Raw genomic sequence first — 25,356 nt, 5'->3', positions numbered from 1 at the left:
TTCTTGGATTTTCTTTCGTCCCTCATGTCGCTTGGCGGCCTAGCCTGGACAATCGTTGCCTTCGTCGTCGCCCTGTCGATCATCGTCGCCGTTCATGAATACGGCCACTACATCGTGGGCCGTTGGTGCGGCATCCATGCAGAGGTGTTTTCGCTCGGCTTCGGTCCGGTCATCGCCTCACGCGTTGACCGGCGCGGAACGCGGTGGCAGATCGCGGCCTTGCCCTTTGGCGGCTATGTGAAGTTTCTTGGCGATGCGAGTGCGGTGTCCGACCGTGCCTCGCCGGAACTGGAGTTCCTGACCGAAAGCGAACGGCGCCACAGTCTGCATGGCGCGCCGCTCTGGGCGCGAGCGGCGACGGTCGCCGCGGGACCAGTCTTCAATTTCATCCTGTCGATCGCGGTCTTTGCCGGGTTCTTCCTGGTTCAAGGCGTGGCAACCGAAGTACCCACCGTCGGCTCTGTCAGGCCACTGCCGGGAATCGAGGATGGGCTGAAGCCAGGAGACCGTATCCTGGCGATCGGGGATATTCCGGCTGACGACTTTAGCGCGATCGGGCAGGCCGCTGATAATCTGGCCCCCGCGGCGAGCGTCCCCTACAGGGTCGAACGCGACGGCAAGCAGATCACGGTACAGGGGCCTTTCCCTCTGCCCCCGGTGGTCGACGGCGTGCAGCCGAAATCTGCGGCGATGGAGGCAGGGTTTCTGCCCGGCGACGTGATCCAGTCGGTTGACGGCAAGCCGGTCTATGCCTTTACCCAGTTGCGCGACATTGTCGGTGCGTCAGGAGGCAATCCGCTCACGCTGGCTGTCTGGCGCAACGGCGAGAGTTTTGACGCCACGCTGACCCCGATCCGGCGTGACATCCCGAAGGCCGATGGGGGATTCGAGACCCGCTGGCTGATCGGGCTGACTGGCGGTCTGGCCTTCGATCCCGAAACGCGCCGTCCAGGCCCGATCGAGGCGCTGAATCTGGCCGTGCAGCAGACCTGGTCGGTCGTGACCACAAGCCTGTCAGGCATGGCCCATATCGTTTCGGGTGCGATCAGCAGCTGCAACATCAGCGGCCCGCTGACAATCGCCGAAACCTCGGGCGCTGCGGCAAGCCTGGGGATCGCCAGCTTCATCGGTTTCGTCGCCATGCTGTCGACAGCCGTCGGCCTGCTGAACCTGTTCCCGATTCCCGTTCTCGATGGCGGACACCTCGTCTTCCATGTCTGGGAAGCGCTGACCGGCAAGCCGCCGGCTGATCGGGCGCTCAGGGTCATGATGGGTGTTGGCCTGGCACTTCTGGCGGGCCTCATGGCCTTTGCTCTGACCAACGACCTGACCTGTCCCTGAGTCCGATGGGGCAGAAGGGCCGCGATTAAGCCCTAATGCCGCCATATTCGTTTGGGACCCTTAGCCTCGGTGAGAAGGGGTTAGGACCATGCAGACTGTCATGAAAGGCTACCGCGGGCTTACGCTGCTTGTCGGGTTGAACTGGGACCGGATTTTCTTCCTCGGAACCATCCTTGTCGGACTGCTTGCCGGCGCTTTTCTGGGCACCGCCTTCACCCATCATTGACCACTGGAACCCGGCCGCTTGTGGATATCTTGTATCCGCTGCAGGGCCGATGCACAGGCTTTTGACAAGGCTCCGCAATCGGGCTAGTCAGGTCTGAACAGGCAGGTTCCAAGGTGGGTGGCATGAAGCAGAACAGAGCCGCCGCGACGCAGGCGGCAATCGAGAGCACATCCCCGCAGTTCTCGTTCATTACATTCGTTGCAACCTTCATCCTGCTTTGGTTGCTGGCGTTTTCCGGCCTTGCGCGCGCGCAGGACTACAGCTTCTCCAGCGTGCGCGTGGTCGGGAACGAGCATATCGATGCCTCGACCGTGATCCGCTACGCAGGAATCAGTGCCGGTCAGGCGGTCACCGAAGGCCAGCTGAACGACGCCCTGCAGCGCGTCCAGGACTCAGGTCTCTTTGAGACGGTGAGCCTCGATCCGCAGGGCAGCACCCTGGTTGTGACGGTCAAGGAAAACCCGCTGATCAACGTGGTCAGCTTCGAGGGCAACCGGCGTCTGGAAGATGACAAACTGCAGGAAATCGTCCAGTCGCAGTCTCGCCAGATCTATTCGCCCTCCAGGGCCGAGGCGGATGCGCAGGCTCTGATTGACGTCTACAGCTCCCAGGGCCGGATGGCGGCGACCGTCACGCCAAAGATCATCAAGCGCGACGGCAACCGCGTCGACCTGGTTTTCGAGGTTCAGGAAGGCAAGGTGACCGAGGTTGAGCGCATCGCCTTCGTGGGCAACCGTGCCTTCTCGGACCGCCGGCTTCGCCAGGTGCTTGAGACGCGCCAGGCAGGGATCCTCAGAAGCATCATCACCAAGGACACCTACGCACCCGAGCGGATCGAGTTCGACAAGCAGGCACTGCGCGATTTCTACGCCTCGCGCGGCTACGCCGACTTCGAAGTTCTGGACGCCAACGTCGAAATGACGAACGAGCGTGATGGCTTCTTCGTCACCTTTACCGTCCGCGAAGGCCAGCAGTTCCGCATCGGCAATGTCGATACCGTCAGCAAGGTTGAAGGCCTCAGCGCGGACCAGTTCGCGCAGGTCAACCGTCTGCGCTCCGGCGTGGTCTACAACCCGGTGATCATTGACTACAACATCCAGCGCATGGAGAACGTCGCCCTGCAGCAGGGGCTGAACTTTATCCGTGTCGAACCCGTCGTCACCCGCCACGAACGCGAAGGTCTTCTGGACATCACCTTTACCATTTCGCGCGGGCCCAAGCTGTTTGTCGAACGCATCGACATCGAGGGGAACACGACGACGATGGATCAGGTCATCCGTCGGCAGTTCCGGACGGCAGAAGGCGACCCCTTCAACCCGCGTGAGATCCGGCAGGCGGCCGAACGCATCAAGGCGCTCGACTTCTTCAGCAGTTCCAACGTTGACACCAAGCCAGGCTCGAGCGCCGACCAGGTGATCGTCGACGTGAACGTCGAAGAAAAGCCGACCGGCTCGCTGACCCTCGGCGGCACCTATTCGGTGTCGGATGGCATCGGCATCAGCATCGGTCTTCAGGAAACTAACTTCCTGGGACGAGGCCAGTCGGTCGGTATCACTGTCGGCACAACCTCAGATGAAACGCGGGTCATCGGCTCGTTCGCGGAGCCGGCGTTCCTTGGCCAGGACATGACGTTCCGTACATCTGTCTCGTATATCGAGACCAATGTCGGCAGCAACGTCGCCTATGACACGACAACGGGTGCGCTGAAGTTCGGCCTGGTCTTCCCGACAGGCGAATACAGCAAATTCGACGTGCATTATGCCTATACCAAACAGGAACTTCGCAACGTCAATTCAGACTCGTCGCTGATCTTGCAGACGGAAGAGGCCCTGGGCTGGCAAAATGCCAGTGCGCCTGGCTACCTCTACACCTATGACACGCGTGACACTGGCCGCGATCCGCTTGGCGGTATCGTTCTGCGCTTCGGCCAGGACTTTGCCGGGCTTGGCGGCAACGTGACCTCAATCACGACCAACGCCTATGCTGGCGTCGAGCGGAAGGTCTTCAACGAACAGGTCACGCTGCGGGCCTCGGTCGAGGGTGGCATCATCAGCATGCTGGATGACGACACCAGCATCGCGCCCGGCCGCTACTTTGGCACGTCGCGCATTCGCGGCTTCGAGAATTACGGTCTCGGCCCGCGCGACCTGACGGCGCCGAACCAGGACGCGCTCGGCGGCAACATGCTGGCCGTTGCCCGGATCGAAGCGGAGTTCCCGATCGGCCTTCCCGCCGAATATGGCATCCGTGGCGGCCTGTTCCTGGATACCGGCTCGGTCTGGGGCCTGAACGACATCAACGGCTCCGGTGGCCCTGTGGATGACAGTTTCCACCTGCGGGCAACGATCGGCGCCTCGATCTTCCTGACCACGCCGATCGGTCCGCTGCGCCTGAACTTCATGAATGCGTTCATCCGCGAGGACTACGACATTCCGATGAACTTCGACCTGTCCGTTTCCACGACGTTCTGATGTCGCGCTGGTCTGACCGCCTGCTAGCTGCCGCCCTTCTGGGCGGCGCCCTCCTCGGCGGCAGCGTAGCAACAGCGCAGGAGCTTGCGACGGGCGTTCTGGCGGAAGGGCCGATCGAAATCCTGACGGTCGATCAGGATCGGCTCTATTCCGGGTCGAGATTCGGCCAGAAGATCCTGGCCGAGATCGAGACCGAGCTGCGCGCGCTTCAGACCGAGAACCGCAAAATAGAATCCGACCTCGAAGCAGAAGAACAGGAGCTGACCGGGAAGCGGTCGACCCTCAAGCCGGAAGAGTTCCGCAAGCTCGCCGACGAGTTTGACACCAAGGTGAAGCAGATCCGGGCCGCCCGCGATGCCAAGGAACGCGACATCGGCCTGCAACGCGATCTTGCGCAGAAAAAATTCTTCAACGCCGCCGTGCCGATCCTGGCCGACATCATGCGCGAGCGGGGTGCCTCGGCCATCCTCGATCGCAAGGCGGTGCTGCTGTCCTTCGAGCGCATCGATATCACCGAGATCGCGATTGCCCGGATCGACGCCCAGCTGGCCAGCGAAACCCAGACCACCCCCCCGGATGCAACCGCCCCGCCGCCGCAGGATCAGCCGACGGAGCCGGCAACAGCGCCTGCACCCGAAACCCCTCCGGCCGGCGCGGATGCGACCAAGGATGACACCGGGGCAGGCGGCAACGCGCCGTGATCCCGCAGGCGGCTCGGGTTCTTGCCCGTTCCGGTCCAAGTTGCTAGTCAGGCGGCAAACGAGCAGGTCCGTGCGGACCATGGGAGACAGCAATGACAGAACCCTATCGGTGGCAGGACGTTAAGGTTGCGGACATGGCGATGATCCAGCGGATCATCCCCCATCGCTATCCGTTCCTGCTGGTCGACAAGGTGAAGGATATCGTGCTGCGGGAAAGCTGCGTCGGGATCAAGAACATCACCTTCAACGAGCCGCAGTTCCAGGGGCACTTCCCGCAGACGCCGATCTTTCCCGGCGTGATGATCATCGAAGCGCTGGCGCAAAGCTCGGCGGTGCTGGTCGGCCTGACGATGGACCTCGTCGACAAGGAGCCGCTCGTCTATTTCATGGGCGTCGACAACTGCAAGTTCCGCCGCAAGGTGGTTCCCGGCGACGTGCTGGAACTCCATGTGACGGTCACTCGGCCCGGTGGCAAGGTCTGGCGCTTCGACGGCAAGGGCATGGTCGATGGCGAGATGGCCGCCGAGGCGAGCTTCACCGCGATGATCGACCTGCCGAAGGCTTGATCCAATGACGGCATCGAAAATCCACCCATCGGCCGTGATTCACCCATCGGCCATCGTCGAGCCGGGCGCCGTGATCGGTGCGGGCTCGACGGTCGGGCCTTTCTCGCTGATCGGTCCCAACGTCGTCCTGGGGGAGCGCGTCGAGGTGAAAAGCCATGTCGTGCTGACCGGCTGGTCCGAGATCGGCGACGAGACGGTGATATTTCCCTTCGCCACCATCGGCGAAATCCCGCAGGACCTGAAGTTCAAGGGCGAGAAGAGCCATCTGAAGGTCGGCAAGCGCTGCCGCATCCGCGAAGGCGTGACGCTGAACCTTGGCACCGACGGCGGCGGTGGCTGGACACGGGTGGGTGACGACTGCCTGCTGATGACCGGCGTCCATGTCGGCCATGACAGCCAGGTCGGCGATCGGGTGATCCTCGGCAATGACGTGGCGCTGGCCGGGCATGTGGTGCTTGAGGATGACGTAATTGTCAGCGGCCTGTCGGGTGTGCACCAATATGTGCGCGTGGGGCGCGGCGCGATCATCGGCGGGATCACCATGGTCACCCATGACGTCATTCCCTACGGTCTTGTGCACGCCTCGCGCGGCGAACTTGAAGGGCTGAACCTCGTCGGTCTGAAGCGGCGCGGCGTCGATCGCCCGGCGATCCACGCGCTCAGGGCTGCCTACGAGGAACTGTCCAAGGGCGAGGGCACCTTCCTTGACCGGGCGCGGCGGCTGGCCGAAACCTCGGACGTGGATCAGGTCAAGGAGATCGCCCAATTCATCCTCGGCCAGTCCGACCGCAACTTCCTGACGCCGAAATGACCGGGCCGGGCGGCAAGGTCGCGATTGTCTCGGGCCGAGGGGTCCTCCCTGCTCTGGTGGCAGCCGCGCTCGATGATCCGCTCGTCTGCGCCATGGACGGTTTTCCGCCGGAGGGGCTCGCGCCCGACATCACGTTCCGGGTCGAACGTCTGGTGCCATTCCTGGACCATCTGAGCGACAAAGGCATTGAGACGGTCGTGTTCGCCGGGGCGGTCCAACGACCGAGGCTTGACCCGGCGCTGTTCGATGCCGCGACGGCGCAACTGGTTCCGGCGCTGCTGCCCGCAATCCAGGGCGGCGATGACGCGCTGTTGCGTGCGGTGATCGGGCTGTTCGAGGATCGAGGGCTGACAGTCGTCGGTGTGGATCAGGTGGCTCCCGATCTGGTGCCGGGCGCTGGCATATTGGCAGGCACGGTTTCGGCGGCCGATGAAAAGGACGCGGCGCGTGCGGCTGCTATCGTCGAGACGCTCGGCCCGATGGATGTGGGGCAGGGGGCGGTCGTGGCCCAGGGCCTGTGCCTTGCGATCGAGGCGCTGCCTGGCACCGATGCAATGCTCGATTTCGTGGCCGTTACACGCCCTGGGCTGAGGCTTTCCCCCGCCGGCGCCAGGGGCGTGCTCTACAAGTCCCCGAAGCCCGGCCAGGACCGGCGCATCGACCTGCCCGCGATCGGCCCTGACACTGTGGCGAAAGCCGCCGGCGCGGGCCTTGCCGGCATCGCGTGGCTCGCGGGCGGCGCGCTGCTGCTTGACCGTCAGGCAACCGTCGCAGCGGCGGAGGCGGCGGGTCTCTTCCTCTGGGCCCGAGAGCCATGAAGCTCTACCTCATCGCCGGAGAGCCTTCGGGCGACCGGCTGGGGGCGGCGCTGATGGCCGGGATGAACCAGATTGCGCCGGGATGCAAATTCCATGGCATCGCCGGCCCTGCCATGCAGGCGCAGGGGATGCAAAGCCTGTTTCCGATGCAGGAGCTTTCGGTCATGGGCCTGGCCGAGATCCTGCCGAAGTATTTCCACCTCAAGCGTCGCATCCGCGAGACCGCCGAGGATGTGATCGCCGCCGCGCCCGATGCGCTGGTGACGATCGACAGCCCGGATTTCTGCCTGCGGGTGGCAAGGCTGGTGCGGGCCCGCCGCCCCGACCTGCGCACGATCCACTATGTCGCGCCCTCGGTCTGGGCCTGGCGACCGGGGCGGGCCGCGAAGATGGCGAAGGTCATAGACCACGTCCTGGCGCTTCTGCCCTTCGAACCTCCCTATATGACCGCCGCTGGCATGACCTGCGATTTCGTCGGCCACCCGGTCGTGACTGAACCTCTGGCCAGCCCCGAAAAGGTCGTTGCCTTCCGCGAAGAGATCGGAGCCGTCGGCGCGCCACTCCTTCTGGCCCTGCCGGGGTCGCGCAGAGGCGAGGTGGAGCGTCTCTGCCCGCTGATCGGCGAAGTGCTTGGCCGCATCGCCCCGGCTCTGCCCGGGCTGAAGGTGGTGCTGCCGACCGTACCTAACGTTGCTGAGGCGGTGCAGGACATGTCGGCGGGATGGCCCGTGACGCCACTGATCGTCGAGGAAACCGCCGCACGCCGCGCGGCCTTTGCCGCCGCCGACGTGGCACTCGCCGCCTCTGGCACGGTATCGCTGGAACTCGCGGCCAACGGGGTGCCGATGGTCATCGCCTATACGATGAACCGGCTCACCAACGCGATCGCCATGCGATTGTCGCTGATCGACACCTATACGCTGGTGAATCTGGTCTCCGAGACCCGCGCCATCCCCGAATTCGTGACGGACAGGTTCCGTGCCGATCTGGTCGCGCCGGAAGTCGAGAGGCTGTTCCGGGACAAGGACGCACGGGCCTCGCAGATCGCGGCGATGGACCTGACGATGGATCGTCTGGGCCGGGGCGGCGAGGCGCCGGGCGTCAGGGCGGCGCGGTCGGTTGCTGCGCATCTGGCCTAGACGAAATTTCTACGAAATTTCTCGCCTCTTGAATTTTCGCAGAAAATTCGATCAGCGCCCGCGCCAGATCCAGCCGCCGCCGAAAATGCGGCTGCCCTCAGGGGCATAGAACACGCAAGCCTGCCCGGCCGAGACTCCATCCTCGGGCGACAGAAGCTCCACCTCCGCCTCGGTCGCCGAGAGCGGCCGCAGGATCGCCGGGCGCGGTGCGCGGGTCGAGCGGACCTTCACCGACAGGTGCCATTCCGGGCGGCTGTCGAAGGGCGCATCGCCCAGCCAGTTGATCTCGCGCACCGGTATCACCCGCGTCGCCAGAGCCTCCTTCGGCCCGACGATCACCCTCCGGGTTTCGGGGTCGAGCTTCAGCACATAAAGCGGATCGCCCGTGCCGCCGATTCCAAGGCCCCGGCGCTGACCGACGGTGTAGTGGATCACGCCGCGATGCGTCCCGAGCACATTGCCGGCCAGATCGACGATCTCGCCCGGCTCGGCTGCCCCGGGGCGCAGCTTCTCGATCACCGCCGCATAGTTGCCGTTCGGGACAAAGCAGATGTCCTGGCTGTCGGGCTTGTCGGCCACCGGCAGGCCGTAGCGCGCCGCCAGCGCGCGCGTCTCGGCCTTGGACGCAAGATGCCCAAGCGGAAAGCGCAGGAAGGAGAGCTGTTCGGGAGTGGTAGAGAAGAGGAAATAGCTCTGGTCGCGCACCGGATCCGCCGCCATGTGCAGTTCCGGCCCGGCCGCACCGATCTTGCGCTGGATGTAATGGCCGGTCGCCATGCAGTCGGCGTCAAGCTCCTTCGCGGTTTGCAGCAAGTCCTTGAACTTCACCCGTTCATTGCAGCGGATACAGGGCACCGGCGTCGCCCCCGCCAGATAGGCATCGGCGAACTCGTCGATCACCGCCTCGCGGAAGGTGTTCTCGTAGTCGAGGACGTAATGGGGAAACCCCATCGCCTCGGCCACGCGCCGGGCGTCATGGATGTCGCGCCCTGCGCAGCAGGCACCTTTCTTGGCCAGCGCCGCGCCGTGGTCGTAAAGCTGCAGCGTGACGCCGACAACGTCGTAGCCTTCCTCGGCCAGCTGCGCCGCCACGACCGAGCTGTCGACGCCACCAGACATGGCGACAACGACACGGGTTGCCGAAGGCGGTTTGGGCAAGCCCAAAGAATTCAGGGGCTGATCGAGCGGCATGGTCTTTGTCCGGGAAGGGCGGAACAGGTCCGCGAAGTCGGCAGGAATATAGGAAAATCCTAGCTACTCTCAACCCCCAGACTTCAGCGGCGGTTAAGCCTGTTCTGCGACGCTGACGCAATCCATGGGGATGGGACAATTGGGGTGATGGAATGTATCTGAAGAAAGTGGACGGGCCGAGGCAGGTCACCCTGCCGGACGGAACCGTGCTGAGCCGGGCCGATCTGCCACCGCCGGATACGCAAAGATGGGTCGCGAGTCGCAAGGCGCTGGTCGTCAGGGCGGTGGCCTACGGGCTGCTCAGCCAGCCCGAGGCGCTGGAGCGCTATGGCCTTTCGGAAGAAGAACTTTCTCTCTGGACGGCAGCGGTGATGCAGCACGGTGACAAGGCGCTGAGAGTGACTGCCATCCAGAAGTATAGACAACCTTAAATTGTTTGACCGCATTCACTTTAAAGGTAACGTCCAATTAACCAATGCACCGCAGGGTTGATTAAGACAAGAGTTGCAGCCGGAGTGAATGGAATGCGGATACTTCTGGTCGAGGACGATCCGACCACCTCGCGCAGCATCGAGATGATGCTGACGCATGCCAATCTGAATGTCTATTGCACCGATCTGGGTGAGGAAGGCATCGATCTGGCAAAGCTCTACGATTACGATCTGATACTGCTTGACCTCAACCTCCCGGACATGACCGGTCATGAAGTCCTGCGTCAGTTGCGGCTGGCCCGAATCGACACGCCGATCCTGATCCTTTCCGGGTCCGACGATACTGACAGCAAGATCAGGGGCTTCGGTTTCGGTGCAGACGACTATCTGACCAAGCCCTTCCACCGAGACGAGCTGGTTGCGCGCATCCACGCGATCATCCGCCGGTCGAAGGGGCATTCCCAATCGGTGATCCGTACCGGACCGATCAATGTCAATCTCGATGCCAAGACCGTCGATGTCGACGGCAAGTCGGTGCACCTGACCGGCAAGGAGTACCAGATGCTGGAACTCCTGTCGCTTCGCAAGGGAACGACCCTGACCAAGGAAATGTTCCTCAACCACCTTTATGGCGGGATGGACGAGCCGGAACTGAAGATCATCGACGTATTCATCTGCAAGTTGCGCAAGAAGCTGGCTGAGGCGACGGGTGGGACCAACCTGATCGAGACGGTCTGGGGCCGTGGCTATGTGTTGCGCGACCCGATGCAGCAGGCACAACGGCGCATGGCGGCTGGCGCCTGACCTCTCTCCGGTGGGAAAGAGAGCAGGTAGGCCATACGCCCCCCAGTCCGGATTGCATCCGGACCTCCCCCCGGTGGGTATTTCGCGAGGAGAATGCGCAGGGGGGCGCCTCTGCTCTGCCCCACACCCTGTTCGGTGGGCTGGACCTTGGGCCTGTCGCCTCCTAAACCTGTCGGACAGGATCAGGGGAGGGGCGCATGGCCGAGAGGAAGCCCGTGGGCGAACTGACCGAAGCCGAGGCGCGGGCAGAACTCGACGTGCTGGCAGAAGGGATTGCGCGCGCCAATCGCGCCTATCACACCGCCGACGCCCCCGAGATCAGCGATGCCGACTATGACGCGCTGAAACAGCGCAACGCCGCGATCGAGGCGCGCTTTCCTTCCCTCAAGCGCCCAGACAGCCCAAGCGATCAGGTGGGTGGCGCGCTCGCCGAAGGTTTTGCCAAGGTCCGCCACGAGGTCCGGATGCTGAGCCTCGAGAACGCGTTTGACCAGCAGGAGGCCGAGGATTTCGTCACGCGGATCCGCAATTTCCTCAACCTGTCCGAAGACGCGCCACTTTCCTTCACGGCCGAGCCGAAGATCGACGGGCTTTCGCTGTCTTTGCGCTACGAAGGCGGGCGCCTGGTCCAGGCTGCCACGCGGGGTGACGGCGAAGAGGGCGAGAATGTCACCGAAAATGCCCGAACGATCGCTGACATTCCGCAGAGCCTGATCGGGGCACCGGACATCCTGGAGGTGCGGGGCGAGGTCTACATGAGCCATGCGGACTTTGCGGCGCTGAACGATCGCCAGCAGGTCGCAGGTGAACGTCTGTTCGCAAATCCGCGCAACGCCGCCGCAGGTTCTCTCCGGCAGCTGGATCCGACGATCACTGCGGCGCGGCCGTTGCGGTTCTTCGCCTATGCCTGGGGCGCACATTCCGAACCCCTGGGCGACACGCAGATGCAGGTCATCCAACGGTTCGCCACCTTAGGATTCAAGACGAACCCATTGACAGTGCTGTGCAATGGGCTCGACGGCATGCTGGCACAGTACCGGCGGATCGAAGAGCAGCGGGCGACTCTTGGCTACGACATTGACGGGGTGGTCTACAAGGTCAACGACCTTGGCCTGCAGCGGCGGCTCGGTTACCGGTCCTCGACGCCCCGGTGGGCGCTGGCCCATAAATTTCCGGCCCAACTCGCCTGGACAAGGCTCGAGGCGATCGACATCCAGGTGGGCCGCACCGGGGCGCTGTCGCCGGTGGCCCGGCTGATGCCTGTCACAGTGGGCGGCGTGGTGGTGTCGAACGCCACGCTCCACAACGAGGATTACATTGCGGGGCGCGATTCACGCGGGCAGCCCATCCGCGACGGAAAGGATATCCGCGTCGGTGACTGGGTGCAGGTCTATCGTGCCGGCGACGTGATCCCCAAGGTGGCCGATGTGGACCTGTCGAAACGGCCCGACGACGCCGTGCCCTACGTCTTTCCCGAGCGTTGTCCCGAATGCGGCTCCGAGGCGATCCGCGAGGAGGGCGACTCGGTCCGCCGCTGCACCGGCGGCCTGATCTGCCCGGCCCAGCAGGTCGAGCGCCTGAAGCATTTCGTCAGCCGCGCTGCCTTCGACATCGAGGGGCTCGGCGCGAAACAGGTCGAGGCCCTTTGGCGCGACGGCTGGATCCGGGAACCCGCCGATATCTTCACCCTGCAGGCGCGCTATGGCTCGGGCTTGCAACAGCTCAAGAACCGTGAGGGCTGGGGCGAGAAATCGGCAGCGAACCTCTTCGCCGCGATCGAGGAACGTCGCCGCATCCCCTTGAATCGGCTGATCTTTGCGCTTGGCATCCGCCATGTCGGCGAGACGACGGCGCAGCTTCTGGCCAGCCAGTATCACAGCTGGGCCGAGTTCGAAGCCGCCATGACCCAGGCTCGGATCGGCGAGGGACAGGATTGGGAGCAGCTCCTGTCGATCGACGGCGTGGGCGTGGTCCTGGCGACGTCGGTCGTGGCCACCTTCGACAACGAGGCGGAACGGCGGGCGATCGACACGCTCGTCGCCCAACTCGAAGTGCAGGATGTGGTGGCTCGGGCCCCCTCGGGCAGCCCTGTCGCGGGCAAGACCGTGGTCTTCACCGGCACACTGGAACGAATGACCCGAGCCGAGGCCAAGGCCCAGGCCGAGGCGCTCGGGGCGAAGGTCGCGGGGTCAGTCAGCGCGAAAACCGACTATGTCGTGGCGGGGCCAGGAGCCGGATCGAAGGCGAAGGATGCCGAGCGGCTGGGGGTCGCCATCCTCGACGAGGATGCCTGGCTTGCCCTGATCGGCGCGGCATGAGCAGGCCGCCCGCGCTCTTTCCGCTGTTTGCCGGGCTCGAAACGCTCGAGGGCGTCGGACCGAAGACCGCGAAGGCGCTCGAGGGGCTGGATGTAACCCGGCCCAAGGATTTGCTCTTTCTATTGCCCTATGCCGGCGTGGACCGCGGCCGCAAGGCCTCGGTCCGCGAGGTCGTGCCACCTACGACAGTCACGGTAGAGGTGACGGTCGGCGCCCACTATCCGCCAAGAAACAAAGGGAAACCCTACCGGATCGCGGTACGGGACGCGCAGCTCGACTTCCAGCTCGTGTTCTTCCATGCCCGCGCCGATTACCTGCAGAAGCTGTTGCCGACCGGGCAGCGTCGGCTGATTTCCGGCAAGGTCGAGCTCTTCGACGGCGTCGCGAAGATGGTCCATCCCGACCATGTCCTGCGCCCTGAGGAGGCCGGAGAGCTTCCTTCCTACGAGCCGGTCTATCCGCTGACCGGCGGCCTGACACAAAAGCAGGTGGCCAAGGCAGTCGGATCGGCGCTGGAGCGGGTCCCCGTGCTGCCGGAATGGATCGACCCGGCACTCAAGACGCGCGAGGGCTGGCCCGATTGGCAGGCGGCTGTCCGCGCGACCCATGCGCCCGAAGGGGCCGGCGACCTGGCGCCGACCGCCGCCGCCCGCCAGCGCCTCGCCTATGACGAGCTTTTCGCCCATCAGGTAACGCTCGCCCTGGCCCGCAGCGCGATGCGCCGGGGCAGGGGCATTGCCACCCACGGCACCGGCCGGCTGCAGGCGCATGTGCTGCAAAATCTGCCCTATGCCCCGACTGCCGCCCAAAAGCGCGCGGTGCACGAGATCGCCGCCGACATGGCGCAACCGCTCAAGATGAACCGGCTGCTACAGGGCGATGTCGGCTCGGGTAAGACCCTGGTCGCCTTCCTCGCGCTTCTGGTCGCAGTCGAGGCCGGTGGGCAGGGTGTGATGATGGCGCCCACTGAAATTCTAGCATGTCAGCACTTCGACGGGCTTCAGCCGCTCGCCGAACTGGCCGGCGTACGGCTTGAATTGTTGACCGGGCGCGACAAGGGCGCGGCCCGGCGGGCGAAGCTCGAGGCCCTCGCCAGAGGCGAGATCGGCATCCTTGTGGGGACCCATGCCGTCTTTCAGAAGGACGTCGAATTCCACGATCTGCGGCTGGCCATCGTCGACGAACAGCACCGCTTCGGCGTGGCGCAGCGGATGGAGCTGGGTGCCAAGGGGGTGGCGGTCGACGTGCTGGTGATGACGGCCACGCCGATCCCGCGCAGCCTTGCGCTCGCGACCTATGGCGACATGGACGTGTCGATCCTCGATGAAAAGCCCCCCGGGCGGAAACCGGTGAAAACCGCGCTGGTTTCGGCGGCGCGGATCGACGAGGTGGTGGGCCACCTGCGCCACGCGATAATCGAGGGGCGGCAGGCCTACTGGGTCTGTCCGCTGGTCGAGGACAGCGAGGTGGTGGACTATGCCAGTGCCGAGGCGCGCTTTGCCACCCTGCGCGCCGCGCTTGGCGAGGGGGTCGTGGGATTGGTTCATGGCCAGATGCCGCCCGCCGACAAGGATGCGGCAATGGCACGCTTCGTTTCGGGGCAGACGAAAGTGCTGGTGGCGACCACCGTGATCGAGGTGGGGGTCAACGTGCCCAATGCCTCGATCATGGTGATCGAGCGGGCCGAAATCTTTGGGCTGGCCCAGCTCCACCAGTTGCGGGGCAGGGTCGGCCGCGGGGCAGAGGAATCGACCTGCCTGCTCATGTACCAGCCGCCGCTGTCGGAGTCGGGCGAACGACGGCTGACTATCCTGCGCCAGACCGAGGACGGGTTCCGCATTGCCGAGGAGGATCTGGCGATGCGCGGCGCGGGCGACCTGATCGGCACGGCGCAATCCGGCCTGCCGAAATTCCGCATCGCCGACCTTGAGCGGCAAGGAAGCCTGATGGCCGTGGCGCAGAGCGATGCCAGGCGCCTTCTGACGGACGACCCAGACCTGGAAAGCCCGCGCGGGCAAGCCGTTCGTGCCCTGCTCTGGCTTCTGGACCAGGACCGGGCGATCCGGCTGATCGGGGTAGGTTAGCGGAACGTTCGCGAATGTTCTCTTAAAGTTCTTTACAGATCGCGAATCATGTGAGAGCAAATAGGCAACCCAAACGGAGGTTGCCATGCTCAACGACGTGAAAGAGACGCTTGCGAATTCGTCCCGCACCCTGATCGAGGATGCACTTGGCGTGGTGACCCTGTTCGGCCTGCTGCTGGCGGCGCTGAACCTCCCGGTCTTTTCCTGATCTGCCTCGCGTTCTGCTGACGGGCCCACGGCTGCCCCAAGCCGTGCCCCTCGCGTCGGTTTGCCTATCCGATGCCCCGGTGTTCCCCAGCACCTCTGCCCGACAGACGCGTTCCTCGCCGCCGCCATCCGCCCGGATGTGCGGCGGTCTTTTCATTCCGGCAAAGAAAGGGGGCGCTGCCCCCTCGGCGCGTGCCGCGCCTCTCCCCCGGGATATTTGGGAACAGAAGAAGCCGGAGAAAGGAAGAAGCTCAGGCCGTGCCCGAGGTTTCGGCGGCCGTCATCGCCTCCGAGGCCGCGTCAAGCGCCAGCAGGATGGAGGCATGGCGGTTGGCATAGTCGCGGGCGGCGACCAGCACCTCGAGCCCGTCGAACGGGGCGGCTGGGGCAGGGCCGTTTTCCTTGAGCATGGCGCGGAGTTCGTCGCGGGCGCGGTCGACCTCGGCATGGCTCCGTCCGATCAGCACGCGGCCGACGATGCTGGCCGAGGCCTGGCCAAGGGCACAGGCCTTCACATCTTGCGCAAACTCGGCGATGCGACCGTCCTTCAGCACAACATCCATCGTCACAGTCGATCCGCAGAGCTGCGAACGGCGACGGGCCGAGCCCTGCGGCGCGGGCAGGCGCCCCATATGGGGGATGTCGGCCGCAAGTTCCAGGATGCGGCCGGAATAGAGCCGAAGAAGGTCGCTGTCGCTCATGTCTTTCCCTTGGCAGGGTTCCCCCTTAGATAGGCGACGTTGCCCTGAATGGAAAGAATGGCTCATGGCCTTCGACCTCGCCAGCCTCAAGTTCGATGCCGCCGGCCTGATCCCTGCAATCGCGCAGGATCATGCCTCGGGCGAGGTGCTGATGTTCGCCTGGATGAACGCGGCCTCGGTCGCGAAGACGCTGGAGACGGGACGTGTCACTTACTGGTCGCGCTCGCGGGCCGAGTTCTGGGAAAAGGGCCTGACCTCGGGCCATGTGCAAAAGCTGGTCGAGATGCGGATCGACTGCGATCGCGATTGCCTGCTGCTGCTTGTCGACCAGTCCGGCCCGGCCTGTCACACCAACCGGCGCTCCTGCTTCTACACGGCAGTGCGGGACGGGGCCGAGGTCGAGATCCTGAAGCCGCTATAGGCCGACCATCGCCCGGATACCTGCGGGGGTCGCGCCCTCTTTTCGGTAAAGCACGATGGCACGGGCGTCGTCACGCTTGGCAAGGCGCTTGCCCTGGTCATCACGGATCAGGTCGTGATGCCAATAGGTTGGCGTCGAATTGTTCAGCAGTCTTTGAAGAAGTACGTGGATCGCCGTCGCTTCGAACAGATCGATGCCACGAACCACCTCGGTGACGCCTTGCGCCGCGTCATCGACTGTCACGGAAAGATGGTAAGACGTGCCCATGTCCCGCCGCGCCAGGACGACATCGCCGATGGTCTCGACCATCTGCCGTAGCGAAATGGAGTGAAGACCGGCACGCAAAGGTCCGTATTCGCAGAAGGAAATCGAACCCGAAAGTGCCATGGCCTTTGCCATGTCGAGACGGATGGCATCCTGCGGGCCGGCCTCGGTCATCGGGCGGTGGCGGCAGGTGCCGGGATAGACCGGGCCATCCGGCCCCATGGCGCCTTCCTGAGGAGCCGAGAGCGCCGCACGGATATCTGCCCGCGTACAGCGGCAGGGATAGAGGAGCCCGAGCGCCGCCAGCCGGTCGAGCGCGGCTGCGTAGGCCGGCAGGCGGTCCGACTGGCGCATCACCGGTTCGGGCCAGCTTAGACCGAGCCAATGCAGGTCGTCATAGATCTGCGCCTCCCATTCGGGACGGCAGCGAGAGCGGTCGATATCCTCGATGCGAAGAAGAAAGGTGCCGCCCTGCGCCTGAGCGCGGCCGAAGGCAGTCAGCGCCGAATAGGCATGGCCCAAATGCAGGGGGCCCGTAGGCGACGGCGCGAAGCGGGTCAGGTAGCCAGCCATTGCGTGAAAGCCGCCTTGGCGCGATCGGTATAGGCCTTGTAGCGGTCCTTGCGCCCCTTGCGGCCGCCGCGGGCGTCAATCGGGGGGAAGAGGCCGAAGTTCACGTTCATCGGCTGGAAGGTCTTTGCCTCGGCCCCGCCGGTGATGTGAGTCACAAGCGCGCCCATGGCGGTTTCGGGTGGCGGCGGCGGCAATTCGCGACCCAGCATCTCGGCCGCGGCCATTCGGCCGGCGAGCAGGCCCATGGCGGCGCTTTCGACATATCCCTCGACGCCCGTCACTTGCCCGGCGAAGCGCAGGCAGGGGCGCGACTTCATCCGCATCTGCGAGTCGAGCAGTGTCGGCGAGTTGAGGAAGGTATTGCGGTGAATACCGCCCAGACGGGCGAAACTTGCATTCTCCAGCCCCGGAATCATCCGAAAAACATCGGTTTGCGCTCCATACTTCATCTTCGTCTGGAAGCCGACGATGTTGTAGAGCGTTCCAAGCTTGTTGTCGCGCCGCAGTTGGACGACGGCGTAGGGTTTCACCTCCGGACGGTGCGGGTTGGTGAGCCCCACAGGCTTCATCGGGCCGAAGCGCAGGGTCTCACGACCGCGTTCGGCCATGACCTCGATCGGCAGGCAGCCATCGAAATAGCCTGCCGTCTCGCCCTCATGGAACTGCGTCTTGTCGGCGGCGAGCAGTGCGTCGATGAAGGCCTCGTATTGGGCCTTGTCCATCGGGCAATTCATGTAGGCGGTCTGTTCCTCGACGGTCTCGCCCTTGTCGTAGCGCGACTGCATCCAGGCGACCGACATGTCGACGCTTTCGGCATAGACGATCGGCGCGATGGCGTCGAAGAAGGCGAGGCTCTCGGCCCCGGTCACGGCACGGATGCTTTCGGCGAGTTTCAACGAGGTCAGGGGGCCAGTCGCGACGATCCAATGACCGTCTGAGGGAAGCTCGGCAACTTCTTCCTCGGAAAAGGAAATCAGCGGATGGGAGCGCAAGCGCGCGGTGACGCCCTCGGCGAAGGGTTCGCGGTCAACGGCTAGCGCGCCGCCCGCAGGCAGCTGGTGCGCCGTCGCCATCTCCATGATGAGGCCACCAGCCGCCCGCATCTCCCAATGCAGCAGACCGACGGCGTTCCGCTCGTCATCATCCGACCGGAAGGAGTTGGAGCAGACCATCTCGGCGAAGTTGCCAGTGCGGTGGGCAAAGGTGCCGACGCGGGGCCGCATCTCGTGCAGCATCACCGGCACGCCCATCTGGGCTGCCTGCCAGGCTGCCTCCGAGCCAGCCATGCCGCCGCCGACGATATGCAGTGTCTCTGTCATGCCGGGGATGTAGGCGATCGGCGCGGAAATGGAAAGCGGGCCGGGAGCAATCCCGACCCGCCTGACGCGATTCGAAGCAGATCAGCGCTTGTCGACAGCCAGGGCGCCGGCGCCATTGGCGAAGAGCAGGAACAGACCGCCAGCGATGGCAAGGTTCTTGAGGAACATGGTCATCTGCATCTGGTCGGCCGGCTGGAAGTGATGGAGGAGCGCGGCAAGAAGCGTGAAGCCCGCCAGAAGCAGCGCGGCGATCCGGGCCTGGAAGCCGACGATCAGGGCGAGGCCGCCCAGGATCTCAAGCGCGATGGTCGGCCAGGCGAGGAAGCCGGGCAGGCCGCCCGAGGTGAGGTAACCGGTGAAGCCCGCAACATCGCCGAGCTTGCCGACGCCCGCGACCACGAAGAGCAGACCGATGAGAATGCGTGCCACCAGAGGCACATAGGCGGTGATCTTTTCCATGACGTTTCCCTTTGTCCTGTCCCGTCTCTGCGGGAATGGAGGAAAGGTAGATCACGCAATCGAGACAAAACAGGCCGATAGGCGCAGGTCCGACCTGCATCCATGCACAGATGAAAAGGGCGCCCGAAGGCGCCCCTTCATTCTTCCTCGTCGCCCTGGTCGGCCACACGGGCAACCGAAACGACCTCTTCCTCGCCGCCGATGTTCAGCACCCGCACACCGCCCGCCGAGCGCGAGCGGAAAGAGATCCCATCGACAGGGCAGCGGATCGACTGGCCGGTCGAGGTGACAAGCATGATCTGATCGGTCATCTCGACCGGGAAGGAGGCAACGAGGGGTCCGCCGCGCATGGCCGAATCCATCGCCTTCACGCCCATGCCACCGCGCCCGCGAACCGGATAATCGTGGCTGGACGAGAGTTTGCCGGTGCCTGTTGAGGTGATTGTCAGGATCAGATCCTCGGCCGCCGACATCTCGGCATAGCGTTCGGGCGACAGCTGGCCCTCGGCAACGGCTTCCTCGTCCTCGTCGGCCTCGACCTCGTCCTCGATTGCACCTGCCATCAGGCGGCGCTGCTTGAGATAGGCTGCGCGTTCGGCGGGGTCGGCTTCGAAATGCCGGATCACGGCCATCGAGACGACCCTGTCGCCCTCGGCCAGCCGTACGCCGCGAACACCCGTCGAGTCGCGCCCCTTGAAGACCCGCACATCGGTCGTCGGGAAGCGGATCGCGCGGCCCTGGGCGGTGACCAGCATCACGTCGTCATTCTCGTCGGCGATGCGGGCGTTCACCAGTGTCACGCCCTCGGGCAACTTCATCGCGATCTTGCCGTTGCGCATGACATTGGTGAAATCGCTCAAGGCGTTACGGCGCACATCTCCGTCCGAGGTTGCAAAGACGATCTGCAGGTTGTCCCACTCCTCCTCAGGCACATCCACCGGCATCAGTGCAGCGATCGACACCCCGGTCTCGATCGGCAGGATGTTGACGATGGCCTTGCCCTTGGCCGTGCGGCCCGCCAGTGGCAGGCGCCAGGTCTTGAGCTTGTAGGCCATGCCATCGTCGGTGAAGAACAGAAGATGCGTGTGGGTGTTGGCGACAAAGAGCGTCGTCACCACGTCGTCTTCCTTGGTCGCCATCGACGCAAGGCCCTTGCCGCCGCGCCGCTGCGCGCGGAACTCGGCAAGCGGGGTGCGCTTGATCCAGCCGGCCGAGGTGATGGTAACGACCATGTCCTCGCGCTCGATCAGGTCTTCGTCTTCCATGTCGCCGGCCCAGTCGACGATCTCGGTCCGGCGCGGAACGGCGAAAAGCTCTTTCACTTCGCGCAACTCGTCCGAGATGATCGCCATGATCCGTTCGCGAGATCCAAGAATATCCAGATAATCCCGGATCTTGCCGGCCAATTCCGCCAGTTCGTCGGTGACTTCCTTGACGCCCATGGCCGTCAGCCGCTGCAGGCGCAGGTCAAGGATCGCGCGGGCCTGGATTTCCGACAGGTTGTAGGTGCCGTCTTCGTTGATCGTGTGCGAGGGATCGTCGATCAGGCGGATGTAGTCGGCGATGTCAGCGGCGGGCCAGCGCCGCGTCATCAGGCGGTCGCGCGCCTCGGCCGGGTCGGCAGAGGAGCGGATGGTCGCAACGACCTCGTCCACGTTCGAAACCGCCACGGCCAGACCGCAGAGGATATGGCTGCGCTCACGGGCCTTGCGCAGTTCGTACGCGGTCCGGCGCGCGACAACTTCCTCACGGAAGGTGATGAAATACGTGAGAAAATCGCGTAGCGTCAGCTGCTCGGGCCGCCCGCCGTTCAAGGCCAGCATGTTGCAGCCGAACGAGGTCTGCATCGGCGAGAAGCGCCAGAGCTGGTTCAGAACCACGTCCGGGGTTGCGTCGCGCTTCAGCTCGATCACCACGCGGACGCCGACGCGGTCGGATTCGTCCTGGATATGGGCGATGCCGTCAATCTTCTTGTCGCGGACCATCTCGGCGATCTTCTCGATCATCGTCGCCTTGTTCACCTGGTAGGGAATCTCGTCGAGGATGATGGCAAAGCGATCCTTGCGGATCTCTTCGATGCGGGTCTTGGCGCGGATGATGACGCTGCCACGGCCTTCGAGATAGGCCTTCCGTGCCCCGGAACGCCCAAGGATCAGCCCGCCCGTCGGAAAGTCGGGACCCGGCACGATCTCCATCAGCGCTTCGGACGACATGTCGGGCGACTCGATCAGCGCAAGCGTCGCGTCGATCACCTCACCGAGATTATGTGGCGGGATGTTCGTGGCCATGCCAACGGCGATGCCGCCCGCGCCGTTGACCAGCATGTTGGGGAAGCGGGCGGGAAGGACGGTCGGTTCCTTGTCCTTGCCGTCGTAGTTGTCCTGGAAATCGACCGTGTCCTTGTCGATGTCCGCCAGAAGATAGGCTGCCGGCTTGTCCATTCGGACTTCGGTGTAACGCATGGCGGCGGCGTTATCGCCATCCATCGAGCCGAAGTTGCCCTGGCCGTCGAGGAGCGGCAGCGACATCGAGAAGGGCTGCGCCATCCGCACCAGCGCGTCGTAGATCGCGCCGTCGCCATGGGGGTGATATTTCCCCATCACGTCGCCCACGGGCCGCGCCGACTTGCGGTAGGGCTTGTCGTGGGTGTTGCCGGTTTCGTGCATTGCATAAAGAATACGCCGATGCACAGGTTTCAGGCCGTCGCGCAGATCGGGGATCGCGCGGCTTACGATCACGCTCATGGCGTAATCGAGATAGGCCGTCTTCATCTCTTCGGCGATCGAAACCTGGGGGCCGTGGTAGTGCGGCCGCTCCGGCTTTTCGCTTGCGTTTTCAGTCTGTTCTGTCTCGTCGCTCACGTCGGAGGCTCTTTCCCGCCGGGGCAGCTGATGCCGCTCTACATCTTGTTGGCGGCACTATAGACCATCGCGGATATGGGGTGCAATGGCACGGGGCCGCCACATTTGGCAGCCGCGGCAACACATTGCCAACATACTGTTTTCATTGAAAAGAAAACGTTCCGTGTCATGATTCCTTCATTGAGGAAACCATGGAGGCAGATAATGGTGACTTCAGAGACGGAACTGATGCTCAAGGGCTACGGCCTGACCACGGCCGAGCTGTTCTACCGGATGCCCGACTACCGCAATGTGCTGAATACCTTCGTCTGGCAGGAATACGATCTTGCCCCGGACTATCCGCAGCTCTTCAAGTTCATCGAGTTCTGGCAGGAAAAGATCGAAGGCCCGCTGCATTCGGTGCGCTTCACCCATCGCAAGCTCATCAAGCCAGGTGAGTGGCGCAATGTGGTCGGCGAGTTCCGGCTGCACTGAAGGCGACGGGGGCGCCGATCTTGCGCCCCCTCTGGATGATACAGGTCTGCCAATAGTTTAGGCGGCGGCCCTCAGGATCATTCCGAACAGGTCGCGCGGGTCGTCTGGGTCGGCGATCATATCGAGATTGTCGTAGAGCCCGGTCGCGGCCAGCTTGCCATGGACATAGCGCAGCGCCGAGAAATCCTCGATCGCAAAGCCCACGGAATCGAAAAGGGTGATCTGCGACGCGGAGGTGCGACCGGCGGTTTCGCCGGTGATGACCTGCCACAGTTCCGTGACCGGGTGGTCGGCGGCGAGTTGCTGGATCTCGCCCTCGATGCGGGTCTGGGGCGGATACTCGACGAAGATCGACGAGCGGTGCAGGATCGCCGGCGCAAGCTCGGTCTTGCCGGGGCAGTCGCCGCCGATCGCGTTGATATGGACCCCGGCACCAACCATGTTGTCATTCAGGATCGTCGCGTAGTTCTTGTCGGCGGTGCAGGTGGTCAGGATCTGCGCGCCGAGGATGGCATCCTCGCGGCTCTTGCAGCGCGTGATCTTCAGGCCGGAACCCGCGAGATTCCTTGCACATTTGTCCGTGGCGTCCGGGTCGATGTCGTAAAGGCGCACTTCCTCGATCCCGCAGATCGCCTTGAAGGCCAGGGCCTGGAATTCGGCCTGCGCCCCATTGCCGATCATCGCCATGACGCGGGCATCCTTGGGCGCGAGGTGCCTGGCCGCCATCGCCGATGTCGCGGCGGTGCGCAGCGCAGTGAGGATCGTCATCTCGGACAGAAGGAGCGGATAGCCGGTTGCCACGTCGGCGAGGAGGCCGAAGGCGGTGACGGTCTGCAACCCGCGGCGCAGGTTGCTCGGGTGGCCGTTTACATATTTGAAGCCATAGGTGGTGCCGTCCGAGGTCGGCATAAGTTCAATCACGCCGACATCGGAATGGCTCGCCACGCGCGGGGTCTTGTCGAATTGGGGCCAGCGGCGGAAATCGGCCTCGATCTCGGCGGCGAGATCCATGAGAACGCGTTCGATCCCGATGTGAAGAACAAGCTTCATCATCTTGTCGACGCTGACAAAAGGAACAAGGTTCAGGCTCATGCGTAGCTCCGGGTGGGACGGTCGAACACCTTGCGGCCCATCAGGCTCGCCACCAGTTCGACCATCAGGCGGGCCGTGCGGCCGCGCTCGTCAAGGAAGGGGTTGAGTTCCACGAGGTCAAGCGAGGTCACGAGCTTGCTTTCGTGAAGAAGTTCCATCACCAGATGCGCCTCGCGGAAGGTCGTACCGCCGGGCACAGTCGTGCCAACCGCCGGGGCGATGGAGGGGTCGAGGAAGTCGACATCGAGCGACACGTGGAGAAGGCCGTTCGCCTCGCGCACCCGGTTCAGGAAGGCGCGGAGCGGGGCGACGATACCGAACTCGTCCAGCACCCGCATGTCATTGATGGCGATGTCGTGCTGGAGGAGCGCCGCATGTTCCGCCGGATCGACCGAGCGGATGCCGTACAGGCAGATGTTCTCGGGCGGCAGCGGCTCGGGGAAGGGCGGGAAGGCATCGAAGCCGGCTCGGCCGGCGATATAGGCAACCGGCGTGCCATGCAGGTTGCCGCTGGTGGTGGTCAACGGCGTATGGAAATCCGAATGGGCGTCGAGCCAGAGCAGGAACAGCGGCCGGCCTTCGGCATGGGCGCGGCGGGCGACGCCCGCGACGGTACCAAGCGCCAGCGAGTGATCGCCGCCAAGGATCACCGGGAAGCCTTCGCCCGAGGCGGCAAAGGTTGCGTCCGACAGGGCATCGGTCCAGCCGATGGTTTCGTCCAGCGAATGGACGACCGGGTTAGGGCAATGCGCCTCTTTCAACCGGGGCAAGGAGACATCGCCTCGATCCTCGACCGTGTGGCCCAGATCGCGGATCGCCTGGACCAATCCAGCGACGCGATAGGCGGCCGGGCCCATCAGGCAACCGGGGCGACGTTGTCCGCTGTCGATCGGCGCACCGATCAGGATGCAATGGGTCATGTCAAATCTCCGAAGGTTTGCGGATTTTCATTCATCTTGCGGCAGTTTCCAGCAGCAGTATTGTCGTTTTGGATTGCAACCTTGCCAATACGGCAGAGGATTTGACCGGAATGGACGATGCCGATCAACGATTGATCGCGGAACTGCGGCGCGACGGACGCGCTTCGCTCTCGGAACTGGCCGAGCGGCTGGGTCTGTCGCGGGCGACCGTGCGGGCGAGGATGGAACGGCTCGTGGCGCGGGGCGAGATTGCGGGCTTCACCGTCGTCACGCGCGGCGACGTAACGGCGACGCCGGTGCGCGGGCTGATGATGATCGGGATCGAGGGACGCGGGACCGAACGCATCCTTGCGCGCCTTGCGGGATTGCCGGCCGTTCAGGCGGTGCACAGCACCAACGGCAAATGGGACCTGATCGCCGAGATCGGGACCGAGACTCTGGTGCAGCTTGACGAGGTGATCGGCCAGATCCGCCGCTTCGAAGGCGTGACGACGAGCGAGACGAACCTGCTTCTGACCACGCGCAAGGCGGGGCGACGTCAGGGCTGACGGCGGGCGGCCGCGATCCAGAGCAGCATCAGGACGAGCGAGGCAATGACGTTCCACGACGCCATCGACAGGCCGAACATCTCCCACGCGATCTGGTCGCAGCGGACGACGGGAGCGATGTTCTTGGTCGGGTCGAGCAGGTCCTGCGCGCTGATCCCGGCCAGGGAATTGCCCGAGCAGGTCTCGGGCCCGGGCCACCAACCACGCTCGACGCCCGTATGATAGGCGCCGAGACCCGCGGTGGTCAGCGCCGCCAGTGCCCCGAGCCAGCACAGCAGGCGCCAACGAAAGGTCAGCGCGAGAATGCCGATCAGCACGGCGGCCGCGTGCGGCCAACGTTGCAGCAGGCAAAGATGACAGGGGGCGAGGCCACCCAGATACTGAAAGGCGAAGGCACCAAGGAGCAGGGCCAGCGAACCGCCAGCGGCAAGAAGGATCAGCAGGCTGCGTTCGGTCATCGGCGTCCCTGATTGCAATCCGGCCTGACCATAGGGCGTCGCGCTGCCGGGCGGAAGCCCGGGCAACATTCTGTCACGCCGCCGTGAAAAAGAGGGTCGTTCGCGCGGCCAAGGCGCGCTAGCATCCGTCAACCAGTGCAGTGGTGGCGGAGGGCGCA

25 protein-coding genes are annotated in these 25,356 nt (G+C 64.3%); 16 read left to right on the top strand and 9 right to left on the bottom strand.

Annotation, left to right across the window (positions count from 1 at the left end):
• Positions 1-3 precede the first annotated feature (3 nt).
• The 8 genes from rseP (at position 4) to lpxB (ending at position 8,073) form a co-directional block, all read left to right on the top strand.
• On the top strand, positions 4-1,341 hold the full coding sequence (rseP, locus tag L0V05_RS14430) for an RIP metalloprotease RseP (RefSeq protein WP_234871632.1): 1,338 nt from the start codon (positions 4-6) through the stop codon (positions 1,339-1,341).
• Between the two features lie 88 nt (positions 1,342-1,429).
• On the top strand, positions 1,430-1,567 hold the full coding sequence (locus L0V05_RS14425; RefSeq protein WP_234871630.1) for a hypothetical protein: 138 nt from the start codon (positions 1,430-1,432) through the stop codon (positions 1,565-1,567).
• 122 nt (positions 1,568-1,689) lie between these two features.
• On the top strand, positions 1,690-4,038 hold the full coding sequence (gene bamA, locus L0V05_RS14420; protein WP_234871628.1) for an outer membrane protein assembly factor BamA: 2,349 nt from the start codon (positions 1,690-1,692) through the stop codon (positions 4,036-4,038).
• A complete protein-coding gene (locus tag L0V05_RS14415; protein WP_234871626.1) occupies positions 4,038-4,739 on the top strand; it encodes an OmpH/Skp family outer membrane protein in 702 nt (233 codons plus the stop codon). Before bamA ends, L0V05_RS14415 begins: the two co-directional genes overlap by 1 nt.
• A gap of 92 nt (positions 4,740-4,831) precedes the next feature.
• A complete protein-coding gene (fabZ, locus tag L0V05_RS14410) occupies positions 4,832-5,305 on the top strand; it encodes a 3-hydroxyacyl-ACP dehydratase FabZ (protein ID WP_234871625.1) in 474 nt (157 codons plus the stop codon).
• A gap of 4 nt (positions 5,306-5,309) precedes the next feature.
• On the top strand, positions 5,310-6,116 hold the full coding sequence (gene lpxA / locus L0V05_RS14405) for an acyl-ACP--UDP-N-acetylglucosamine O-acyltransferase (protein WP_234871623.1): 807 nt from the start codon (positions 5,310-5,312) through the stop codon (positions 6,114-6,116).
• Positions 6,113-6,934 carry an LpxI family protein gene (locus L0V05_RS14400; RefSeq protein WP_234871621.1) on the top strand — a complete coding sequence of 274 codons (822 nt, stop codon included), beginning with the start codon at positions 6,113-6,115 and terminating at the stop codon, positions 6,932-6,934. The genes lpxA and L0V05_RS14400 overlap by 4 nt, the downstream gene beginning before the upstream one ends.
• Positions 6,931-8,073, top strand: a complete 1,143-nt coding sequence (gene lpxB / locus L0V05_RS14395) for a lipid-A-disaccharide synthase (RefSeq protein WP_234871619.1) — start codon at positions 6,931-6,933, stop codon at positions 8,071-8,073. Before L0V05_RS14400 ends, lpxB begins: the two co-directional genes overlap by 4 nt.
• A gap of 51 nt (positions 8,074-8,124) precedes the next feature.
• Here lpxB and mnmA read toward each other — a convergent pair whose 3' ends face one another.
• On the bottom strand, positions 8,125-9,264 hold the full coding sequence (gene mnmA / locus L0V05_RS14390; protein ID WP_234871617.1) for a tRNA 2-thiouridine(34) synthase MnmA: 1,140 nt from the start codon (positions 9,262-9,264) through the stop codon (positions 8,125-8,127).
• A gap of 152 nt (positions 9,265-9,416) precedes the next feature.
• On the opposite strand from mnmA, the gene sciP reads away from it, so the two are divergent.
• The 5 genes from sciP to L0V05_RS20545 all read left to right on the top strand — a co-directional run bounded on the left by sciP (position 9,417) and on the right by L0V05_RS20545 (position 15,109).
• Positions 9,417-9,695 (top strand): CtrA inhibitor SciP, encoded by a 279-nt coding sequence (gene sciP / locus L0V05_RS14385; RefSeq protein WP_234871615.1) that lies wholly within the window; start codon positions 9,417-9,419, stop codon positions 9,693-9,695.
• 93 nt (positions 9,696-9,788) lie between these two features.
• Positions 9,789-10,499, top strand: coding sequence for a response regulator transcription factor CtrA (ctrA, locus tag L0V05_RS14380; RefSeq protein WP_234871613.1), 711 nt, complete (start codon positions 9,789-9,791; stop codon positions 10,497-10,499).
• Between the two features lie 197 nt (positions 10,500-10,696).
• Entirely contained in the window at positions 10,697-12,817 is a 2,121-nt protein-coding gene (gene ligA / locus L0V05_RS14375; RefSeq protein ID WP_234871611.1) for an NAD-dependent DNA ligase LigA, read from the top strand.
• Positions 12,814-14,901 (top strand): ATP-dependent DNA helicase RecG, encoded by a 2,088-nt coding sequence (gene recG, locus L0V05_RS14370; RefSeq protein ID WP_234871609.1) that lies wholly within the window; start codon positions 12,814-12,816, stop codon positions 14,899-14,901. Before ligA ends, recG begins: the two co-directional genes overlap by 4 nt.
• Positions 14,902-14,986: 85 nt before the next feature.
• Positions 14,987-15,109 carry a hypothetical protein gene (locus tag L0V05_RS20545; RefSeq protein ID WP_255683774.1) on the top strand — a complete coding sequence of 41 codons (123 nt, stop codon included), beginning with the start codon at positions 14,987-14,989 and terminating at the stop codon, positions 15,107-15,109.
• A gap of 250 nt (positions 15,110-15,359) precedes the next feature.
• Here L0V05_RS20545 and L0V05_RS14365 read toward each other — a convergent pair whose 3' ends face one another.
• Positions 15,360-15,809 carry an iron-sulfur cluster assembly scaffold protein gene (locus L0V05_RS14365; protein WP_234871607.1) on the bottom strand — a complete coding sequence of 150 codons (450 nt, stop codon included), beginning with the start codon at positions 15,807-15,809 and terminating at the stop codon, positions 15,360-15,362.
• Between the two features lie 64 nt (positions 15,810-15,873).
• Here L0V05_RS14365 and hisI point away from each other — a divergent pair, with 64 nt between their 5' ends.
• Complete coding sequence (gene hisI / locus L0V05_RS14360) at positions 15,874-16,230, top strand: phosphoribosyl-AMP cyclohydrolase (RefSeq protein WP_234871605.1); 357 nt, start codon at positions 15,874-15,876, stop codon at positions 16,228-16,230.
• Here the strand turns inward: hisI and gluQRS are convergent.
• The 4 genes from gluQRS to gyrA form a co-directional block, all read right to left on the bottom strand.
• A complete protein-coding gene (gluQRS, locus tag L0V05_RS14355) occupies positions 16,225-17,067 on the bottom strand; it encodes a tRNA glutamyl-Q(34) synthetase GluQRS (RefSeq protein WP_234871603.1) in 843 nt (280 codons plus the stop codon). The two genes, hisI and gluQRS, sit on opposite strands and share 6 nt — an antisense overlap.
• Entirely contained in the window at positions 17,052-18,386 is a 1,335-nt protein-coding gene (trmFO, locus tag L0V05_RS14350; protein WP_234871601.1) for a methylenetetrahydrofolate--tRNA-(uracil(54)-C(5))-methyltransferase (FADH(2)-oxidizing) TrmFO, read from the bottom strand. The genes gluQRS and trmFO overlap by 16 nt, the downstream gene beginning before the upstream one ends.
• A gap of 81 nt (positions 18,387-18,467) precedes the next feature.
• A complete protein-coding gene (locus L0V05_RS14345) occupies positions 18,468-18,845 on the bottom strand; it encodes a DoxX family protein (RefSeq protein ID WP_234871599.1) in 378 nt (125 codons plus the stop codon).
• A gap of 137 nt (positions 18,846-18,982) precedes the next feature.
• Positions 18,983-21,706, bottom strand: a complete 2,724-nt coding sequence (gene gyrA / locus L0V05_RS14340) for a DNA gyrase subunit A (RefSeq protein ID WP_406565976.1) — start codon at positions 21,704-21,706, stop codon at positions 18,983-18,985.
• Between the two features lie 204 nt (positions 21,707-21,910).
• On the opposite strand from gyrA, the gene L0V05_RS14335 reads away from it, so the two are divergent.
• Positions 21,911-22,180, top strand: a complete 270-nt coding sequence (locus L0V05_RS14335; RefSeq protein WP_234871597.1) for an usg protein — start codon at positions 21,911-21,913, stop codon at positions 22,178-22,180.
• 57 nt (positions 22,181-22,237) lie between these two features.
• Here L0V05_RS14335 and ocd read toward each other — a convergent pair whose 3' ends face one another.
• Positions 22,238-23,272 (bottom strand): ornithine cyclodeaminase, encoded by a 1,035-nt coding sequence (gene ocd, locus L0V05_RS14330; RefSeq protein ID WP_234871595.1) that lies wholly within the window; start codon positions 23,270-23,272, stop codon positions 22,238-22,240.
• Positions 23,269-24,192: an arginase gene (gene rocF / locus L0V05_RS14325; RefSeq protein WP_234871594.1), complete on the bottom strand. Its 924-nt coding sequence runs from the start codon at positions 24,190-24,192 to the stop codon at positions 23,269-23,271. The genes ocd and rocF overlap by 4 nt, the downstream gene beginning before the upstream one ends.
• 110 nt (positions 24,193-24,302) lie before the next feature.
• Between rocF and L0V05_RS14320 the strand changes: the two genes are divergently transcribed.
• On the top strand, positions 24,303-24,740 hold the full coding sequence (locus L0V05_RS14320) for an Lrp/AsnC family transcriptional regulator (protein ID WP_234871592.1): 438 nt from the start codon (positions 24,303-24,305) through the stop codon (positions 24,738-24,740).
• On the opposite strand, the gene L0V05_RS14315 is transcribed toward L0V05_RS14320, so the two are convergent.
• Entirely contained in the window at positions 24,731-25,198 is a 468-nt protein-coding gene (locus tag L0V05_RS14315) for a disulfide bond formation protein B (protein WP_234871590.1), read from the bottom strand. The two genes, L0V05_RS14320 and L0V05_RS14315, sit on opposite strands and share 10 nt — an antisense overlap.
• Positions 25,199-25,356: the final 158 nt, after the last annotated feature.

This window comes from Alitabrizicola rongguiensis (assembly GCF_021491355.1).
Lineage (GTDB): Bacteria > Pseudomonadota > Alphaproteobacteria > Rhodobacterales > Rhodobacteraceae > Aliitabrizicola > Aliitabrizicola rongguiensis.
Note: the sequence above shows the minus strand (reverse complement) of the source record. Positions and strands in the feature narration are given on the sequence as shown.

Coding starts and splice junctions, on each gene's coding strand:
- L0V05_RS14425 (WP_234871630.1), top strand. CDS start 1,430: ATGCAGACTGTCATGAAAGGCTACCGCGGGCTTACGCTGCTTGTCGGG.
- bamA (WP_234871628.1), top strand. CDS start 1,690: ATGAAGCAGAACAGAGCCGCCGCGACGCAGGCGGCAATCGAGAGCACA.
- L0V05_RS14415 (WP_234871626.1), top strand. CDS start 4,038: ATGTCGCGCTGGTCTGACCGCCTGCTAGCTGCCGCCCTTCTGGGCGGC.
- fabZ (WP_234871625.1), top strand. CDS start 4,832: ATGACAGAACCCTATCGGTGGCAGGACGTTAAGGTTGCGGACATGGCG.
- lpxA (WP_234871623.1), top strand. CDS start 5,310: ATGACGGCATCGAAAATCCACCCATCGGCCGTGATTCACCCATCGGCC.
- L0V05_RS14400 (WP_234871621.1), top strand. CDS start 6,113: ATGACCGGGCCGGGCGGCAAGGTCGCGATTGTCTCGGGCCGAGGGGTC.
- lpxB (WP_234871619.1), top strand. CDS start 6,931: ATGAAGCTCTACCTCATCGCCGGAGAGCCTTCGGGCGACCGGCTGGGG.
- mnmA (WP_234871617.1), bottom strand. CDS start 9,264: ATGCCGCTCGATCAGCCCCTGAATTCTTTGGGCTTGCCCAAACCGCCT.
- sciP (WP_234871615.1), top strand. CDS start 9,417: ATGTATCTGAAGAAAGTGGACGGGCCGAGGCAGGTCACCCTGCCGGAC.
- ctrA (WP_234871613.1), top strand. CDS start 9,789: ATGCGGATACTTCTGGTCGAGGACGATCCGACCACCTCGCGCAGCATC.
- ligA (WP_234871611.1), top strand. CDS start 10,697: ATGGCCGAGAGGAAGCCCGTGGGCGAACTGACCGAAGCCGAGGCGCGG.
- recG (WP_234871609.1), top strand. CDS start 12,814: ATGAGCAGGCCGCCCGCGCTCTTTCCGCTGTTTGCCGGGCTCGAAACG.
- L0V05_RS20545 (WP_255683774.1), top strand. CDS start 14,987: ATGCTCAACGACGTGAAAGAGACGCTTGCGAATTCGTCCCGCACCCTG.
- L0V05_RS14365 (WP_234871607.1), bottom strand. CDS start 15,809: ATGAGCGACAGCGACCTTCTTCGGCTCTATTCCGGCCGCATCCTGGAA.
- hisI (WP_234871605.1), top strand. CDS start 15,874: ATGGCCTTCGACCTCGCCAGCCTCAAGTTCGATGCCGCCGGCCTGATC.
- gluQRS (WP_234871603.1), bottom strand. CDS start 17,067: ATGGCTGGCTACCTGACCCGCTTCGCGCCGTCGCCTACGGGCCCCCTG.
- trmFO (WP_234871601.1), bottom strand. CDS start 18,386: ATGACAGAGACACTGCATATCGTCGGCGGCGGCATGGCTGGCTCGGAG.
- L0V05_RS14345 (WP_234871599.1), bottom strand. CDS start 18,845: ATGGAAAAGATCACCGCCTATGTGCCTCTGGTGGCACGCATTCTCATC.
- L0V05_RS14335 (WP_234871597.1), top strand. CDS start 21,911: ATGGTGACTTCAGAGACGGAACTGATGCTCAAGGGCTACGGCCTGACC.
- ocd (WP_234871595.1), bottom strand. CDS start 23,272: ATGAGCCTGAACCTTGTTCCTTTTGTCAGCGTCGACAAGATGATGAAG.
- rocF (WP_234871594.1), bottom strand. CDS start 24,192: ATGACCCATTGCATCCTGATCGGTGCGCCGATCGACAGCGGACAACGT.
- L0V05_RS14320 (WP_234871592.1), top strand. CDS start 24,303: ATGGACGATGCCGATCAACGATTGATCGCGGAACTGCGGCGCGACGGA.
- L0V05_RS14315 (WP_234871590.1), bottom strand. CDS start 25,198: ATGACCGAACGCAGCCTGCTGATCCTTCTTGCCGCTGGCGGTTCGCTG.